General features: G+C 71.5%; 6 protein-coding genes. All 6 read left to right on the top strand.

What is annotated here, in order from left to right; all coding sequences use genetic code 11:
• The first annotated feature begins 45 nt into the window (after positions 1-45).
• The 6 genes from ACZ6NZ_RS23425 (at position 46) to ACZ6NZ_RS23400 (ending at position 16745) form a co-directional block, all read left to right on the top strand.
• On the top strand, positions 46-6438 hold the full coding sequence (locus tag ACZ6NZ_RS23425) for a hypothetical protein (protein ID WP_465860157.1): 6393 nt from the start codon (positions 46-48) through the stop codon (positions 6436-6438).
• Entirely contained in the window at positions 6435-8597 is a 2163-nt protein-coding gene (locus ACZ6NZ_RS23420; RefSeq protein WP_465860156.1) for an MBL fold metallo-hydrolase, read from the top strand. The genes ACZ6NZ_RS23425 and ACZ6NZ_RS23420 overlap by 4 nt, the downstream gene beginning before the upstream one ends.
• Before the next feature lie 222 nt (positions 8598-8819).
• On the top strand, positions 8820-12305 hold the full coding sequence (locus ACZ6NZ_RS23415; protein ID WP_465860155.1) for a hypothetical protein: 3486 nt from the start codon (positions 8820-8822) through the stop codon (positions 12303-12305).
• A gap of 56 nt (positions 12306-12361) precedes the next feature.
• Positions 12362-14200, top strand: a complete 1839-nt coding sequence (locus tag ACZ6NZ_RS23410; RefSeq protein WP_465860154.1) for a hypothetical protein — start codon at positions 12362-12364, stop codon at positions 14198-14200.
• Complete coding sequence (locus ACZ6NZ_RS23405) at positions 14176-15015, top strand: hypothetical protein (RefSeq protein WP_465860153.1); 840 nt, start codon at positions 14176-14178, stop codon at positions 15013-15015. Before ACZ6NZ_RS23410 ends, ACZ6NZ_RS23405 begins: the two co-directional genes overlap by 25 nt.
• Before the next feature lie 521 nt (positions 15016-15536).
• Complete coding sequence (locus ACZ6NZ_RS23400) at positions 15537-16745, top strand: tyrosine-type recombinase/integrase (RefSeq protein ID WP_465860152.1); 1209 nt, start codon at positions 15537-15539, stop codon at positions 16743-16745.
• Positions 16746-16811: the final 66 nt, after the last annotated feature.

Below are 16811 nucleotides of genomic sequence, written 5' to 3'. Positions count from 1 at the left end.
GGCAGCTCCGCAGGCGGCGACAAGCCACCAGGAAGGACGCGGGCAGTGCGCAGCAGCGAACGCAGTGCGGACCATGACACCGGTAACACCCCGGGCATGGCGGCTGCCGCCGTCGAGGACGCCGAGAGCAGCGGCCAGGGTGGAAAATCGCACACCGCTGGCTCCGCTCTCACTGAGCAGGAGAGCGAGACGCTGCGCCGCGCCAAGATCAGCCGCGCAGCGGCCGGGCACCTCACCCAGGCCGACCTGATGAGCGAGCTGTCGCGGCTGAGCGGCGGCGAGGCCTCGTGGGTACGACGGCAGACCAAGATGCGCCCCAACGCTCCGATCGCGGCGCTAGCCCGGGCGGTGCGCACAATGCTGGTCCGCTCGGATGAGAATCGGGTTGCAATTATCCTGCACGACTGCCTGCACTATGGAGTCGTGTCCACTCACGCCGCCTCCAAGCTAGAACTCGCCGAGTTGGCCGCTGTCCTGGCGGGTGACATCGACGGCATGAACGGCCTGAGTGACGAGCCGATCTACCAGTCTTTGCTCGATGCCGAGGAGTTCGGCACGACCCGGACAGCGCGGGTTGCGGCCTGGGCGTCGATGGTGTGCATGGGGCACTCGGCCGACGTCGCGGCGCTGGCCTGGCTGGTCGCCGACCCGCCAGAGGAGTGGTCGGCTGCGCAGCGGCAGGTGCTGGCCGACGTGTGGGACGGCGTGCGGGCTCGGACGCCCGACATGCCGGAGAAACCGATCCGGTTCGAGGATCTGGTCGAGGTCGTCGTCGACGCCGACGCTGTGCTGCAGAGCGACGAGTTAGACGACATCGACGAGCCCGCCGGCCTCAAGGAGCCCACCGCGGCACTCCCAGCCGTGACCGATACGCCCGGCGGCTTTCCTCCGGCAGCCGTCGGCGCGCCGGCTGTCGAAAGCGGCGTCGCGGCCGAGCGAGACATGCCGTCCTTGCAGCGCGAGCTCGACGACCTCGAGCAGCTCCGCAGCCACGTGGAGGATGAGGTGGCTCCCGCCCTCGCTGCCGCCGCCGCTGCCGGACGACTCCCGGCGGAAGCCCACGTCGTCGCGGTCACGAGCTACACCCGCCAACTCACCTCGGCGTTCGAGGCGGTCGCGCGGCTGACCGGAAATGCGCGGCCAGAGACGCTCGCAGACGCCCGGCATACGGTCGAGGATGCGTTGGCCGCCGCGCAGGAAGCGGACCAGGCGACCGCCCGGCTGGACCGGGTCCGGCAGCTCGCGACGCTGCGCGCGCCGGACTACGTCGCCGCAGCCGTCGCGCAGGTGGCGGAGCTGGCCGGCAGCGTCGACGACACGACTGCGGCGGAGACCCTCGCCGGCCTCGATGCGCTGCTGGAGATCGTTGATCTGGACGGCCGTGATCCGGCGCGCGCCGTCGAGCTCGGTGGGCTCGTCAGCTCGGCGGTGCCGGCCGCGATCCCGCTGCTCATGTTCGCCACCACGGCCGGCATCCTCACCTACACCCCGGCCGCCGCCGAACGCGCCAGCGCGGAATCCGCTGGAATCGAGGCCGCGCCGGCTGAGCCCGCCGCAGAAACGCCTCCCGCCGCAGACGAAGCATGCACCCCTAGCGCGACGGACGAGCAACGCGCCTCCCAACTGACTGCCTCCGCCATTGACGAGCAGACCACGAGCTCGGCCGAGCACACCGAGACCCCTTCCCCGGCCGCCAACCTCGCCAGCACGGACGCGCCGAGCCCGCAGGAAACGGTCACGGAGGAGGGCGCCGAGGCCAGCACCCATTCGGAGCCGGACCTCGATGACATCCTCGCCGGGCTCAACCTCACCGTCCCGCCGCCGCCCACCACCCCCCAGCCCCGCCACGCCCTGCCAGAGGAGATCACCAAGCCCGAGCTGTCGACCGCTGAGCCGTTGGCCGCCGATGCACCGGACAACAGCGACGCGTGCACGATCTACGCCGACCTGCTCAACCACGACCAGTACGCGCTCGCGTATTGGCTCACCACCGCCGAAGGCGCCCCGGCCTCGCTCCGCACCGCGAACCGGCTCGCCGCGCACGCCGCCGCGATCAAGACCTCCACCGGCTCAAACGCGGCCGCCTTCGCCGCCGCCGTCACCGACCTCGACGCTGACGCCGTCCGCGACATGCCCGCCACTCAGATGTTGATCTACGGCGCCGCCGTCCGCGCCGGGCTGCTCTCCCCGTCGGCCGGTGCCGCCGGTCCCCTCCGCGACATCGCGACCAGCATCCCTCGCTACGGCAAGGCGGTCGAAGAGCTCCACGAAGCGCTGCTCACCGGGATCTACAGCGGCGTCTATCTCACTCCGCGAAGCGTCGACGCCGTCGCCGAAGCCGCCGAAGCAGATCAGGTCCTGCAGACCTTGACCGCCGGCGCCGAGGAACTGCTCGCCACGTCCCGCACCATCCGCTACGCCCTTGCAACCGACCTGTGGCAGACGTGGAGGGCGCCTGACGGCTACCTCGGTCGACCGTTGAGCATCGTCGCCGCCGGGCAGACGGCCCCCGACTCGGTCGCGCTCGTCCGCGACCGGGTCGCCGAACTCCGCTCACGCGCCACCCTGGAAGCTACCATCGACCGCGACACGCCCCGCAGCTCGGGCAAGCGCAGCAAGCGGATCGAGTCCCGCGCCCGGGAGAAGCTACTCGCCTGGACCGGGGAGGTCACCGAGCTGCTGTCGAACTGGATCACTGCCGTTGAGAACCTCACCGGCCCCGACGCCGAGTCGTGGATGAGCGACCCGATTACTGACCTACGTACCCGGGTCGTCGCCGTCCGCAACCAGGCCATCGCCGAGCTTGGCCGCCGCGGCGACACCGGCGTCAAGGCGCGCGACGCCGTTCACGAGGCCGGGCTGCGGCTGCTGACCGATGCCCTCGACCTGCTCGCCGGCACCGCCACCGTCCCCGCCGGGCCAGAAGTTCCGGCCGACCGGCTCCTCGGCGGGCCGCTCTCCGGCGCCGCCGAGCTGCCGCTCACCGGCACCGGAGAGCCCACCCGCCCGATCACCATGGACGACGTCGTCACGGCCGACCGGACCGCTCTGACCGGCGCGGCCGGGTGGCGCGCGGCGTACGAGCAGCGGGCCGCCCGCCACGACCACGTCGGCACGCAACTGCTCATCGAGCACGTGCGCACCCTCGACCCGCCGCTCGCCGGCGAGCTCGCCACCGCCCGGGACCAGGCCATCGCCGCGTCCACGACCGCACTCGATACCGCGATCACGGCCCTGGTCACCCAGATTGACTCCGACCGGCTCTTCGGCCGCATCACAGTTCAGGAGTGGACCGACCTGTCCACCCGGGTCCGCGCCCACCAGGCCGGACCGCGCGGCACCCGCCGCGACTACGACGTCATGTTCGCCGACCTCGCCGCCATCGAGGCCGACCGGGCCGCCGCCGTCGGGCGCACCATCGTCGCCGCCCGCGCCGCACTCGACACGAAGGGCATGGACCCCGAAGACGCCGACCGGATCCAGCGCCGCCTCGACGACGGGGACCTCACCACCGCCGCCGAGTACGTCGAGACGCTCGCCTCCGGCCGACAACTACCCGGCCCGCGGGACGACATCGACCACCTGCGCCGATTCTTCCCCGCGTTCTGCGACGTGTTCGCCGCCCGCCAGGCGCTGAGCAACGGCACGCACCCGCTGCTGCGCGACCTGCAGCTGGCGCTGCCGGCCGGGCGGTTCCCAAACGACCCGGCACTGGCCGCGCTGCTTACTGACGCCGACCTAAACCTGGCCGAAGTGACCCGTGGCAAGACCGTCGCCGAACGGGTCGAGCACTGGAACCGGCTCGCGGTGAGCCGCTCGTTCGACGCCCGCATTGGAAGCGTCAAGGCCGTCCTCGAGCAGGTCGGGTTCATCTTCGACAAGTCAACCAACCCGCCGGTCAAGCGCGGGCAGGGCGGCGGGCGGGGTTCGTGGCTGGACCTGCACGGCGTCCGCGCGACCGCCGGCAAGGCGCTCATCCCGGCCTTCGGGACGGCGATGAGCCCGTCCGGGGACACGCTGCGGCTGCTCGCGGTGTGGAAGGCCCCGACGCCGGCCGAGCTGGTGGAGATGTTGCGCAGCGAACCGACCGACCGGTCGATCGTCCTACTGTACTTCGGCACTCTGGACGCCACCGCCCGCCGCGAACTAGCCCGCCAGTTCCGCAGCGGCCGCAAGCTGCCGCCGACCGCGGTCATCGACGACGCGGTAATCGCCTACGTCGCCTGCCAGCCGGCCCCCGGTCGGGACGTGACGATGTCGGTCACGCTGCCGTTCACGTTCTCGTCCCCGTTCACGCCGGACGTGCCCGGCGTCAACGTGCCGCAGGAGATGTTCTACGGCCGGGCCGAGGAACGCGACAAGGTCGTCGACATGATGGGTCCGTGCGTCGTGTACGGCGGCCGGCAGCTGGGCAAGTCCGCGCTACTGCGCGCTGCCGAGCGCGAGTTCGACGACGGCATCACCCGGCACGCGATCTACGAGTCGATCTTCCACATCGGCAAATCCGCCCCGGCCGAAGCGGTCTGGACGACGCTGTGGCCGCGGCTGGCGAACACGGGCATCCTGCCCGAGACCGTCCCGGCCGGCGACGTTGCGGCCGCGCTCACCCGGCACGTCGCCGACTGGGTGACTGCCCGCCCGGGCCGGCAGCTGCTGCTCCTGCTGGACGAGTCCGACTCGTTCCTCGACGCCGACGCGAACGCCGTCAGCGGAATGTTCCCCCAGGTCGTGCAGTTCAAGTCGCTGATGGAACTCACCCACCGCGCGGTCAAGGTCGTCTTCGCCGGCCTCCACCAGACCGCCCGGTTTGAACGGCTCGCCAACCACCCACTCGCGCACTTCGGCGAGCCGGTCTGCGTCGGGCCGCTCGCGCCCCAGGCAGCGTACGACCTGCTCACCCGGCCGCTGCACGCACTCGGGTTCCGGTTCGCCGACACCGACCAGGCCGCCCGGGTGCTGGCGCTGGCAAACAACCAGCCGGCTCTGATCCAGCTGTTCGCCGCGCGGCTGCTGCGCAACTTGCAGGGCGCGCCCGTTCTCGGCGACGCGCCGCCGCAGATCATCGTCGCCGACGACGTCGAGCAGGTATGGGCCGACCCGACGCTGCGGCGCCAGTTCCGCAAGCGGTTCGACTGGACCCTCGACCTCGACCCGCATTACAAGGTGATCGCGTACAGCGTCGCGCAGAACGCGCACGCAGTCGGCGTCGACGCCGCGATGTCCCCGGGCGAGCTACGCACCGAGTGCGAGCAGTGGTGGCCAGCCGGCTTCGCCGCCGAGGACATCCGCGCTAGTGAGTTCCGCGCCCTGCTCGACGAGTGCGTCGACCTCGGGGTGCTGTCGGTAACCGAGCGCGGCTACCGGCTTCGGACCCCGAACGTGCTCGACCTGCTCGGCAACCGCGACGAGATCGACGAGGTCCTCGATCGGGCTGAGTCGTTCGAGGCGCCGGAGTCGTTCGACGGGTCGCTGATGCGGCCGGTGTACGGCACCGGGCCGACGCGGGCGCCGCTGACCGCGCAGCAGATCGCCGACCTGCTCGCCGCCCGCCGCCAAGTCCGGATGCTGGTCGGCTCGGCGGCGCTCGACTTGGACCGGTGCCTGGCAGTGCTGGAAAAGGAGAACGAAAACGCTGCATCCGGCCACCGGAAGGCGGTCCTGTCCCGGGCTACGCCGGGCGGGCTGAAGAACAAGTGCCGCAGCTTGCCGCTCCAGAGTGCTGGGCACCACGCCGTAGTCCTGGTCGACCTCAAGGACGCGACCGCCGACGCGGCGCTCGAGGTGTGGCGGCAGGCCCGGGAGCTGATTGCGGCGCACATCGGCGGCACCCTCGGGATTGTGCTGGTCAGCGGCCCCCCGCAGGCCGCCGCGTGGCCGGTCGTGACACGGGAGTCGGATACGTCCTCCGGCCTGACGGAGCTGCGCCGCTACGACGACACCGATCTGCGTCTGTGGTTCGCGCAGGAGTCGCTGCCGTTCCAAGACGCCGCGTCGCGTGCCGAGCTGCTGGCCACGACCGGCGGCTGGCCGAAGCTCCTGGACCGGCTCGCGCAACACCTGGCCGGCCGGGACAGCGGCACGGTCAGCGACCCGCTCGACGACGTGCGGACCTGGCTGCACGGCCACGCCGGCGACCTGGTCGTCGCCGCCGGCGTGACCGCAGACGGGTCGCTACAGCAGGCGTGGGAGTTCCTGGTGAGGCAGATGGCCGGCGAGGCCGTCGACCTGGAGACGTTCGCGGTGTTCCTCGAGCTGCACGCCGCGACCGGCGAACCCGGCAGCGATCAGCTAACCGCCGCCAGGCTGGCCGCGAACGGATACACCGGCACCGGGGACGTCGTGCAGGTTCTGCGCGCGCTCGGCGTGCTGCTCGGGGACGGCAAGGGCGAGTATCGGATAGAGCCGATCCTGGCCACAGCGACCCGGAGCGCCGCGTGAGCCGCACCCTGCCGCAGCTCGTCCAACAGCTCGTCCTCGACGCGGCCCGACACGCTGTCCAGGCGCCGGCGCTAGCCGGGACCGACCCGCACCGGCTCGCGGAGGCCAACCGGCGCGCCATGCTGCAGCTGATCGCTCGCCGCCGGCCGCTGCGTGAGGAGCTCACCGCCCGGTACGCCGACGAGCCGACGCTGCAGCAGCCGACCGTGCGGGCCCTACTCAGCGGGGACGCGGCCGTGGCCGAGTCGGCCGCGAACACGCTCACCGACCCTGCTGGAGTCCGCCGCCTCGCCCGCAGCTGGGTCGGCAGCGCCACCCCTGCTCCTGTGCAGGCCAGCCCCGCCGACGGGGCGGCGCCGGTGGACCGGCGCCGGCACGCGCGGACCGCCCGCAAGATCGCCGACCTGCAGGAGGCCCGCGACGTCGCCCGCGGCCAGCGCAACACCGCGCAGGCCGAGGCCCGCGACTTGGCCCGGCAGCTAGCCGCCACCCAGGGCGACCTGGAGGAGGCCGGCACCGTCATCGAGGCGCTGCGGGCCGAGCTGGACTTAGAGCGGGAAGCAGCCGCAGCCCGGTCCACCGACCTGCTCGCCGCCGCTGCGGTCCTCGCTGCGGCCGCCGCCCCGTCCGGCACCGGCGACACCGACGACCCGCGCACACGCGAGCTCGCCAACGACGCCAGCGCAGTCCCGTCCGACACGCGGCTCGCCGCCGCGCTCGCCGCCGCCGGGGTGGCGCCAGCCGCGTTCCGGGCCATGCTGGCCACCCTGCTCACCCCGCCGATCGCGCCGGTGCCCGCGGTGGCGACACCGCGGGAGATTGCGTTGACCCCGCTCGGTGCCGGCACCGAGATCGGCGGGTCGGCCATGCTCGTCTCCGCCGGCGACGTGCGGATCCTCGTCGACGCCGGGATGCGGCCCAAGCGGCGCATCGACGACGCTGGCCCGCCGCACATCGACGTCGTCCGCCGCCTGGACGCGATCGTGATCACGCACGCGCACAACGACCACGCCGGGTACGTGCCGGCGCTGACGGCTCAGTTCGCGAACGTGCCGGTGTTCTGCACCGTGGAGACCGCAGCGTTGCTGCCAACGATGTGGCAGGACTCGGTGAAGGTGTTCGACCGGACCCGCAGCGACTACGTCGAGGCAGGCGAGCCGCCCGCCGAACCGCCGTACACGCGGACGCAGGCTCTCGCCGCGCAGCGGCGTCTCGAGCCGATCGCGCTCGCCCGGACCGTCGAGGTGGCCGACGGCGTCACCATCGAGCTGTTCCCGGCCGGGCACATCCTCGGCGCGGCCGGCGTCGTCGTCACCGCCGGCGATCGCCGTGTCACCGTGACCGGGGACGTGTCCACGCTCGCGCAGCTGTCCGTGCCCGGCCTGATTGTGCCGGACGCGGCCCGCGGCTCGGACCTGCTCGTCATCGAGTCGACGTACTGCGGCCAGCGCGGCACCAACCGGGATCTGGAGGTGGAGAAGTTCATCAACATGGTCGCCGAGACCGTCTCCGCCGGCGGACGGGTGCTCGTCCCGGCGTTCGCGCTCGGCCGGGCCCAGGAGGTTGTGCTCACCCTGCGCGACCGGCTGCCGGACGTCCCGGTCCTCATCGACGGGCTGGCCCGGCACGTGTCCTGGATCTACGAGCAGGAGACCGCCGGGACCGACCGGCCGCTACGGATCTACGGCGACGGCGTGCAGGAAGTCCGCGACACCAACCGGCCCTACCTGCTCAAGAGCTTTCGCAAGGGAGTGGTCGTGACGACGTCCGGGATGCTCGCCGCAGGACCCGCGGTCCGGTGGGCCCGGGAGATCCTGCCGGACCCGAACTCGGCGCTGCTGGTCGCTGGCTACCAGGACGAGGACTCCCCCGGCGCGGAGTTGCTCGACCTGTCCAACGGTGGCAATGGCACCCCGGGGGGCCGCGGCGGGCCGCGCACGTTCCGCCTCGACGCCGACGACGTGGCGGTGAACGCACGGGTGGAGCAGTTCGGGCTGTCCGCGCACGCCGACCGGCGCGGCCTATCCGCGATCATCAACGAGGTCGCGCCGCGCGAGGTGATGCTGGTGCACGGCGTGGAACGCAAGCAGCGGGACTTTGCCGACAACCTGACCCGGCGCGGCTACGCTGTCGCGCCGACCCGGCACTGGCAGCGCTGAACCCGGCCGTCTGGCGGTGATCTTCCGCAATGTAGGTGGTGGCGGGTACCGTCCGGGTTAGCCCACGCGCCAGCCGCTGACCGCCCCGGCCGCACCCAGCGCCGCAGGCCGACAACTGCATACTGACCGTCCCCGTCCCCGTCCCGACCAATGACCGCCGCGCGAGCCCTTGGGTGGGCGGACGCGGCCCGGCGCCGCGCGCCGCCACCTGCAGGAGCCAGCTTGACGGTCTCACCCGCTCCGATCTCCGGTGCCGTACCCGCCCCGGTTCCGGCTGTCGGCCCCGCCGCGGTGCCTGCTGCGACGGCGGCGCAGCGGTACGACGCTCTACTCGGCAGCCTCGCCCGCCGCGTCATCCACATCGCCACCGGCACGCTCATCCCGACCGGGACCCGGCTGCCCGACCCGCCCGCGCAGCAGCGGTTGTGGCTCGGCATGCTCGCCAGCGCTCCGAAGCTCATTGCCGAGGCCGCCAACGGCTACACGTACGGGGAGCGGCTCGTCCCGCCCGCGCAGGGCTTCACGTTCCGAGTGCCGGCGCTGCCGGTCACGCTCGAGTTCACGGTGTCCGCGGCCGCGTACGTTGCGCTGCACCCGACCCTCGAGGAGCAGAAGGCGGCGGTAACTGCCGTCTCCGACCCGGGCGCCAGCGCCGCTGCCCCGGCGGCGGGGTCGGCCGGGGCCCCGACGGCCGGCCGCGGTCGTCCGCTGGCTGCAGTGTGGACGAAGACCGCGATCGACTCCGTCACCGTCACCATGCCCCTTGCCGCCGGCACCACAGGCACCGTACGGGCCGGAGAGGACGAGCTCGCCGCCGCGCTGCGGTCCGCGGTCCGGCCGCCGGCCGGATCGGAACTGCACCGGCCGCGGCGCCTGTCCCCCGCGCCCGGCGGCAGCCTGCCGCGCCCAGACGACATGCTGGATGCGACCACGTGGGCCGGATACTGCGGGGCGCACCTCCTCGACTCCGACGACGTGCCGCCGCCGGAGTTTCGCGCCGCCATCGAACTCGACATCACCCCCGGCGACGGGTACGTCGAGATCCTCGCCGCAGTCGTCAACCTCACCCCGGCACCGGACCAGCAGACCGTCGACGGCACGCACGCCTATCAGGCGAGCTACCTAGACACGCATTTGTACGAGGTGCAGCTGACCTGCGACACGGACGCGCCGCTCGTGCCATATCAGCTCGAACAGGTGCAGCAGTCCTACCGGTACGACCGGACCGTCCCCGCACTCGGGCACGCCTGCCCCGTCGACGTCACCCGCACCGGCGGCCGCACCCGGCTGGCGACTCTGTACGCCGCCGAGCAGGCCACCACTCGGGTCCAACCGCGCCGGCGAGTCGCGCTCCCGGACGGGACCGCGTCTACCCTCGACACGTCGTTCAGGGCCCTGAACGCCGATCCGGTTGCAACGGTGAGCGCGCTGGTTGACGCGCACCGCGCCTGGGTCGATTTCGAATGGAGCACCGCCGCGCTCGACGTCCGCGCCGCGGCCCGCGGGTGGGACTTTACAGCCCGCGCCGACGCCGACGCCGACGCCCAGGCCGCTCGTGACGAGGTCGCCTGGGTCGACGCCGGGCTGGAGCTGCTGCGGACTGACCCGCAGGTCCGGGACGCGTTCGTGCTCGCTAACCGGGCCGTCGCGGCTGCCGCGAACGGCAGTTACGACGCGTGGTTCCCGTTCCAGATCGCTTGGCTGGTTGGCTGCCTGCCCGGCATGGTCGACCCGGCCGGGCACCCGGACGTCGAGATCGTCTGGTTTTCCACCGGCGGCGGGAAGTCCGAGGCGTACCTGGGTCTGATGCTCACCACCCTGTTCTACGGGCGACTCACCGGTGTCACCGCCGGCGCGCAAGTGTGGGCCCGGTTCCCGCTGCGGCTACTCGCGCTGCAGCAGACCGAACGGTTCACCGCGATGGTGCTGCACGCCGAGCTGCTGCGCCGCGACCACCCGCACATCGCCGCCGGTGACCCGTTCGGCATCGGGTACTTCGTCGGCGGGACCAACACCCCTAACCGGCTGCAGGCGCCGAACCCGACCAACCCGTACTACCGCGGCCAGGACCCGCATTCCGCCGCAACCGCCGAGGCGTGCCGCATCCTCGCCGACTGCCCGCTTTGCCGGCAGCCGCTTGAGGTCGCCTTCGACGAGCCGTCCTGGACAATGCAGCACCGCTGCCGCAACGCCGCCTGCCGGATGACCGGCGTGCTGCCGGTGTGGGGCATCGACGACGAGATATACCGGCACGCGCCGGCGGTGCTGGTCGGCACCGTCGACAAGCTTGCTCAGCTCGGCCAGTCCCGCGAGTTCCAGGTACTGCTCGGTCGCGCGCACTCCCGCTGCCCGCAGCACGGCTACACCGGCAACCCGACGTGGTGCGCGGTGTTCGGATGCAAGCAGAACCGACAGCCAATCCCGGCCGGGTTCGGACAGGTCCGGCTCGAGATCGCCGACGAGCTGCACCTGCTCGATGAATCTCTCGGCGCGCTCGACGGCATGTACGAGACGCTGCTCCAGGCCATCAGCGAGGACCTGGGCAACGCGCCGATGCAGATTGTCGGCGCGACCGCAACCATCGAGGGCTACAAGAATCAGGTGCAGCACCTATACCGCCGCGACGCGCGCCGGTTCCCGGTCAACGGGCCCGACGTCGGAGAGACGTTCTGGTCCACCACCGCCGCCGACGAGCCGCTGCGCCGCTACCTCGGCGTCCAGCCCCGGTCGATCACGATGGTCACCGCGACCCGCGAGGTCGCACTCACCCACGCCGGCTGGCTCGCCGAACTGCTCACCGACCCGGCCACCGTGCTCGCCGAAGCCGGCCTCGACGCAACCGACCCGCTGCTGGTCGACGAAGCCCGCGCCGCCGGCCGCGACCTGTACGAGGTGTTCGTCGCGTACTGCCTGCGCAACGAGGACCTGACCAGCTTCACCCGCGACCCGGAGGTCCGGGCTCTGTTGGGCAGCCAGCCGAACCTGGCCGTCATCAACGGCGACGCCGAACCGGCCGCGATCCGGCACGCCGTCGCCCGGCTGACGAACCCGCCGGCCGCCGCCGACGACCGGGTCATGATAATCGCCGCGACCAAGGCGATCGGGCACGGCTTCGACGTGGGCAGACTCGGCGTGATGACGGTAATGGGCACCCCAACGTCCGCCGCGGAGGTCATCCAGGCGTCCGCCCGGGTCGGGCGCCGCTGGCCCGGTCTGGTCGTCAATGTCATCAATCCGACCCGGGACCGGGACCTGTCGGTGTTCCGGTACTACGCCGACTGGATCAGGTTCCTCGACCGGCTGGTGCACAAGGTCCCGGTGAACAGAGAGTCGCTGCCGGTGCTGCGCCGCGTTCTGTCCGGCGGGCTGATGGCATGGTTGCTGCAGGTTCATGACCGCGAGTGGCTCACCGGCGCCCCGCGCCGCAAGACACTCGCCGACTCGACCGCGTTCGCGTCCGCGGTCACGGCGGGGTTCGTCGACCGGACCCTGCTCATCGACAACCTGTCCCGCGGGTTCGGGATCCACCCGAACAGCGTGTACCACCACCTGCATCGGTACGCGGTCGCGGCATGGGTGGACGACCGGCTCGCCGGGCTGCCAATGCAGGCCGAGCCCGGCAAACGGCTTCCGGACCTGCTCACCCCGCCGGTGCCGCGGTCGCTGCGCGACGTCGAGGAACCCATCACCATCTACGCCGACCTGTAACCAGCGGCAGCCGCCCTCCCCGTTCTGCCCGGCCTGCTTCAAGGAGACGCCCCGCGATGGCGATCGAGACGCTCAACCGGACCAACATCCAGGCGCTGTGGCGGTACATGCCCGGGCAGCCCTACAACTTCGGCACGAAGGCCGCCGTCGTCGGGGAACCGCCGCGGCAGACCAGCCCGCTCGGCATCCCGGAGGCGTGGGTAGAGGCGCAGCTGCGCCGCCTGATCCGCCCGTTCGCCGAGGCCGCGTCGAACATCCCGAACAGCGGCCCGGAACTCGACATCATCGACCGGCGCAAGTACGAGCTGGTCCGCGCCGACGACCTGCGCGCCGCCCGGTTCCCGAACACGTACCTGTGCAGCGACTGCGGCGTGTTCCGGACTGTCCGCGCCGGCGAGCGGATCCCGGACTGCGCCGCGCACGGGCCGATGGAGCAGTTCACATTCGTCGAGATCCACGAGTGCGGGCACCTCGGCGAGCTACGACCGCCGCACTGCGCAAACAACTGCCGGGCCTCGATACGGCTGTTCAACACCAAGTCGTTCAACATCGGCCGCTGGTACTGGTCCTGCTCCCGGTGCGGCACCCGCTCCGACCGGCCGGTCGCCCGCTGGTGCGAATGCCGGCGCGGCAAGGTCACCGTCACCCGGGTTCCGCAGACCTCCGCGTACTACCCGCAACAGATCACGGTGATCAACCCTCCCACTCGAGACACGTACGCCGCGTTCGCGCACGAGCACACCCACGCCGCCGCGCTCGCCCAGGCACTCGGCATTCTGCCGCCAGGCCTAGACGGGCTGCGGACCGCGGCCGGCGGTAAGTCCGACGACGCGGTCGCCCAGTTCGAGGCGCTCGCTGCGATCCTGGGGTGGAAGCCGGGAAATCCGCTTTACGACGCCGGCCTGGCCGATGCGCAGGCCAAAGCCGGCAGCGGGCCGGCGTGGCGCGACGACGTCGACGCGCTCGGACTGGAGCCGGAAGGGCTGGACCTGCTCGGCGAGGAATGCCTGCAGCTGTCGCTGGCCCGGTCGGCAAACGCGATGAGCGTCGACGACCTGCTCGGCGAAGCCGCCGGCGGGCCGCTCGCTGCGGCGTACGGCACGTACCGGCCACTGTTCGACCGGTACGGGCTGGCGGACGTAACACTGCTGCGGCAGCTGCCGGTCGCGTACCTCGTCGCGGGATACACCCGGGTCTCGCCGCGGGCGAGCACGGTGAACCGACGCGGTGACACCGTCATCACCCGGTTCAGGTTCTTCCCCGGCACCCGCAACGGGAAGTTCCCCATGTACGGGGTGCGGACTGAAACCGAAGGGTTGCTGTTCCGGATCGACCCGCTGCGGATCGTGACCTGGCTGGTTGACTCCGGTGTCGTCGACGACCCCGGCATCACCGACGCGGCCGCCGCGCAACGCTGGCTGTTCACCGTGTGCGACCCGGTCGTCGACCTGTTCGCCGAGCCGGAGAACAGGATCACCCGCGCCGTGCTCGGCCTGACGCACTCGTTCGCGCACCGCGCGATGAAGGCGCTCGCGGCCCGGTGCGGGCTGAACGTCGACTCCCTCGCAGAGTTCCTGTTCCCGAGCAACGGCGCGTTCCTCATCTACGCCAACACTCGCAGCGAATTCATTCTCGGCGGGCTGGAGCACGTGTTCCGGTTCGACCTGCCGGATGCGCTAACCGAGTTGGCCGCAGAGTCCCGGTGCGTGTTCGACCCGCCGTGCCGAAGCGCCTTTGGCGGGGCGTGCGCGGCGTGCCTTTACGTGTCGGAGGTGGCGTGTGCGCGTTTCAACACGGTCCTGGACCGGAATCTACTGTTCGGGTCGCTCCCACCGGCCGGCGGCACGGCGCCCAGCCCGGAGGAGATCACGTGGCGCGCGTTCTGGAAGCCCTGACCCCGCTGACTGGGCTGCTTACACAGGCGGGCGACCCGGTGGGGGCTGCGTATCGCCTGGCCACCTCCGCCGCCGCCGGCGCGGCGGGCAGCACGCTGGTGGCGCAGCTGCAGGCCGCGATCGCCGACCCCGGCCTGGCCCGGGTGGTGCTGCAGCACGCCGGCGTGCTCGACCCAGCCGGGGCGGTCACGGCTGACGCCGCGGTGCGGCTAGCGCAGGCCGCGGTTCTCGCCGAGGCGCACGCGGCGGACACTGACCGCTGGGAGCTGGTGCTGACCGTGCCGGGATTCCTGCGTCTGGCGCTGGACGAGCTGGTCGCGGTGCATGGCGACGCCGCCCGCCCGGTCGAGACGACCCGGGCGGTGCTGGAGGTCGCCGGGCGTGCGGACCGACGGCTGCTGATCGGGGCGCCGTTCCTGCACGGGGAGTTCGTCAGACTGCTCGCCCCCCACGTGCAGCGGGTCCTGAGGGGCGGCGGACAGGTGGTCGTCGTGACCCGGGCGCTGTCGGTGTCGGCACCGGGACGCTCGAGCGCAAACGTCGCCGCGGTGACTGCGCTCCGGGACGCGGCGGCCGCAGCGGGTGGGACACTCACAGTCCGGTCGTGGGAGGAGTCTGGCCTCGGCATCCATTTCAAGGTCGTAATCGCGTACGGGCACGCAGCCTATCTCGGGTCGGCGAACCCGACCCTGGCCGGTTCGGCCGGGCACGCGGAAGCAGGGGTGCTGCTGCACGGCCCGCGGCTGGTGCCGCTCGAGCGATGGCTGGACGCGGTGTGTGACGAGCTCGCCCGGCGGCGGCTGCCGCAAGCGTGACGTCCCGCCACCAGGACGCGCCATGCAGGGGGCACGACGGGCGTATGGCCGTGGGACGGCGATTCTCAGGCTGCAGGAGTGAGTGTGCTGCACCGACAGGTGACATCTGCATGGCTCGCCCTGACGGTGAGGTTCCCCCGCTTTGCCGGAGGGTTTGGTCTGGCCCGGGTTACACGGAGGCGGATGGTTGGGATCTTGTGTCACTCGATCTTGAGAAGAGTGGCATGGGACGACGGGGCTACCCACCGGATTTCAAGCGCGTCGAACTCCGGTGCTTCGTCCCTGCTGGCCATGGCCCCTCGCCTGCCGCTCATACGGCGGCGGCCCGCGGGACCATCGCCCACCACGTCGCCTCGTCCCGCCCACGCCACCATCTACGTCGGGGGAGTGCGCATCCTTGACGGATCGACAAGTAGGACCGTCACATGCAGGCAGGACATGCGGGGTTGTCGCGATGCTGTCGCAGCCGAACGGAGCGACGGTTGAGGTGGCAGAAGCTCACCTATACCGAGGAGGACGTCATGAGGCAGAACCCGAACCGGGGCCGCGTCTACCGTTGCTGCGCGTGTCGTGACAGCACCGGCCGACTACTCGGCCCTCGGTGCCCCAAGCTGTCCAAGGCGCGGCACGGCGGCTGGGCGTTCGCCGTCGATCTGCCGAGCCTGAACAAGCGCAGCACCATGCGCCGCACCGGTTTCGCCACCAAGGCGGCGGCCTCGGCGGCCCACTCCCATGTGCTCGAGTGCGAGCGCGCCGGTGTCAGCCTCGACGACAGCGAAACGGTTGCCAGCTACCTCACCTGCTGGCTTGAGGCCAAATCCCCGAGCCTCAAGACGAACACCGTGAACCGCTACGCCGCCTACATCCACAACGACCTCGTTCCCGCGCTCGGCGCCGTGCCCTTGGAGCGGCTCACTCACGACCACGTCACTCAGTTCATCCGGCGTGAGCTCGCCGCCGGCCGCGGCCCGGTCACCCTGCGCCGCTGCGTGACGACCCTGTCGAGCGCGCTCAACGACGCCCGCCGCAACCACCGGTTGCCCCACAACGCCGCCCGCTTCGCTACGATCCCGCGACCGCCGGAGCCAGAGCTCACCTGCTGGAGCACCAGCCAGACAAGCGCGTTCCTGCGGCACTGCCACGCCGTTGAGGATCCGCTCGCGGACCTGTTCGAGTTGATGGTCTGCACCGGAATGCGCAAAGGCGAGACTCTGGGCCTGCACTGGGCCGATGTGGACCTCGATGCGCGGGCACTGTTCGTGCGCTGGACGTTGGTCAGCGTCGACAACAGCCGCAGCATGTTGAACGCGCCCAAGACCCGCGGCAGCCGGGCCTGGGTCGCCCTGTCCACCCGCGCCGTCGACGCGCTGCAGCGGCAACGCCGCCGCCAATGCCGGCAGCAGGTGACCACCCGCCACCACGACAATCTCGACCTCGTGTTCGCCAGACCCGATGGGCAACCCCTACGGCCGCAGTACGTGCTCGACCACCTGCGCCGCCTCACCGCCGACGCCGGGCTTCCGGCAATTCGGGTGCACGACCTGCGACACATCGCCGCCACAATCATGATCAACCAAGGGGTACCGATCGCCGTGGTGTCCAAAACGTTGCGCCACAGGAACGTGGCCACCACCATCGACATTTACGGCCATCTCACCCGTGACGCCGCCGCCGACGGCGTGAGCGCCACCTGCGCGGCCCTCGACGCTGCCGACGCCCTGGCCGCCTGACCGCCGTTGCAACATCCGCGTGAGGCTGCGACAGCAACGCGACAAAACCACCCTGAAACGATCCCA

This window comes from Micromonospora sp. NPDC047756, from assembly GCF_055587245.1.
Note: the sequence above shows the minus strand (reverse complement) of the source record. Positions and strands in the feature narration are given on the sequence as shown.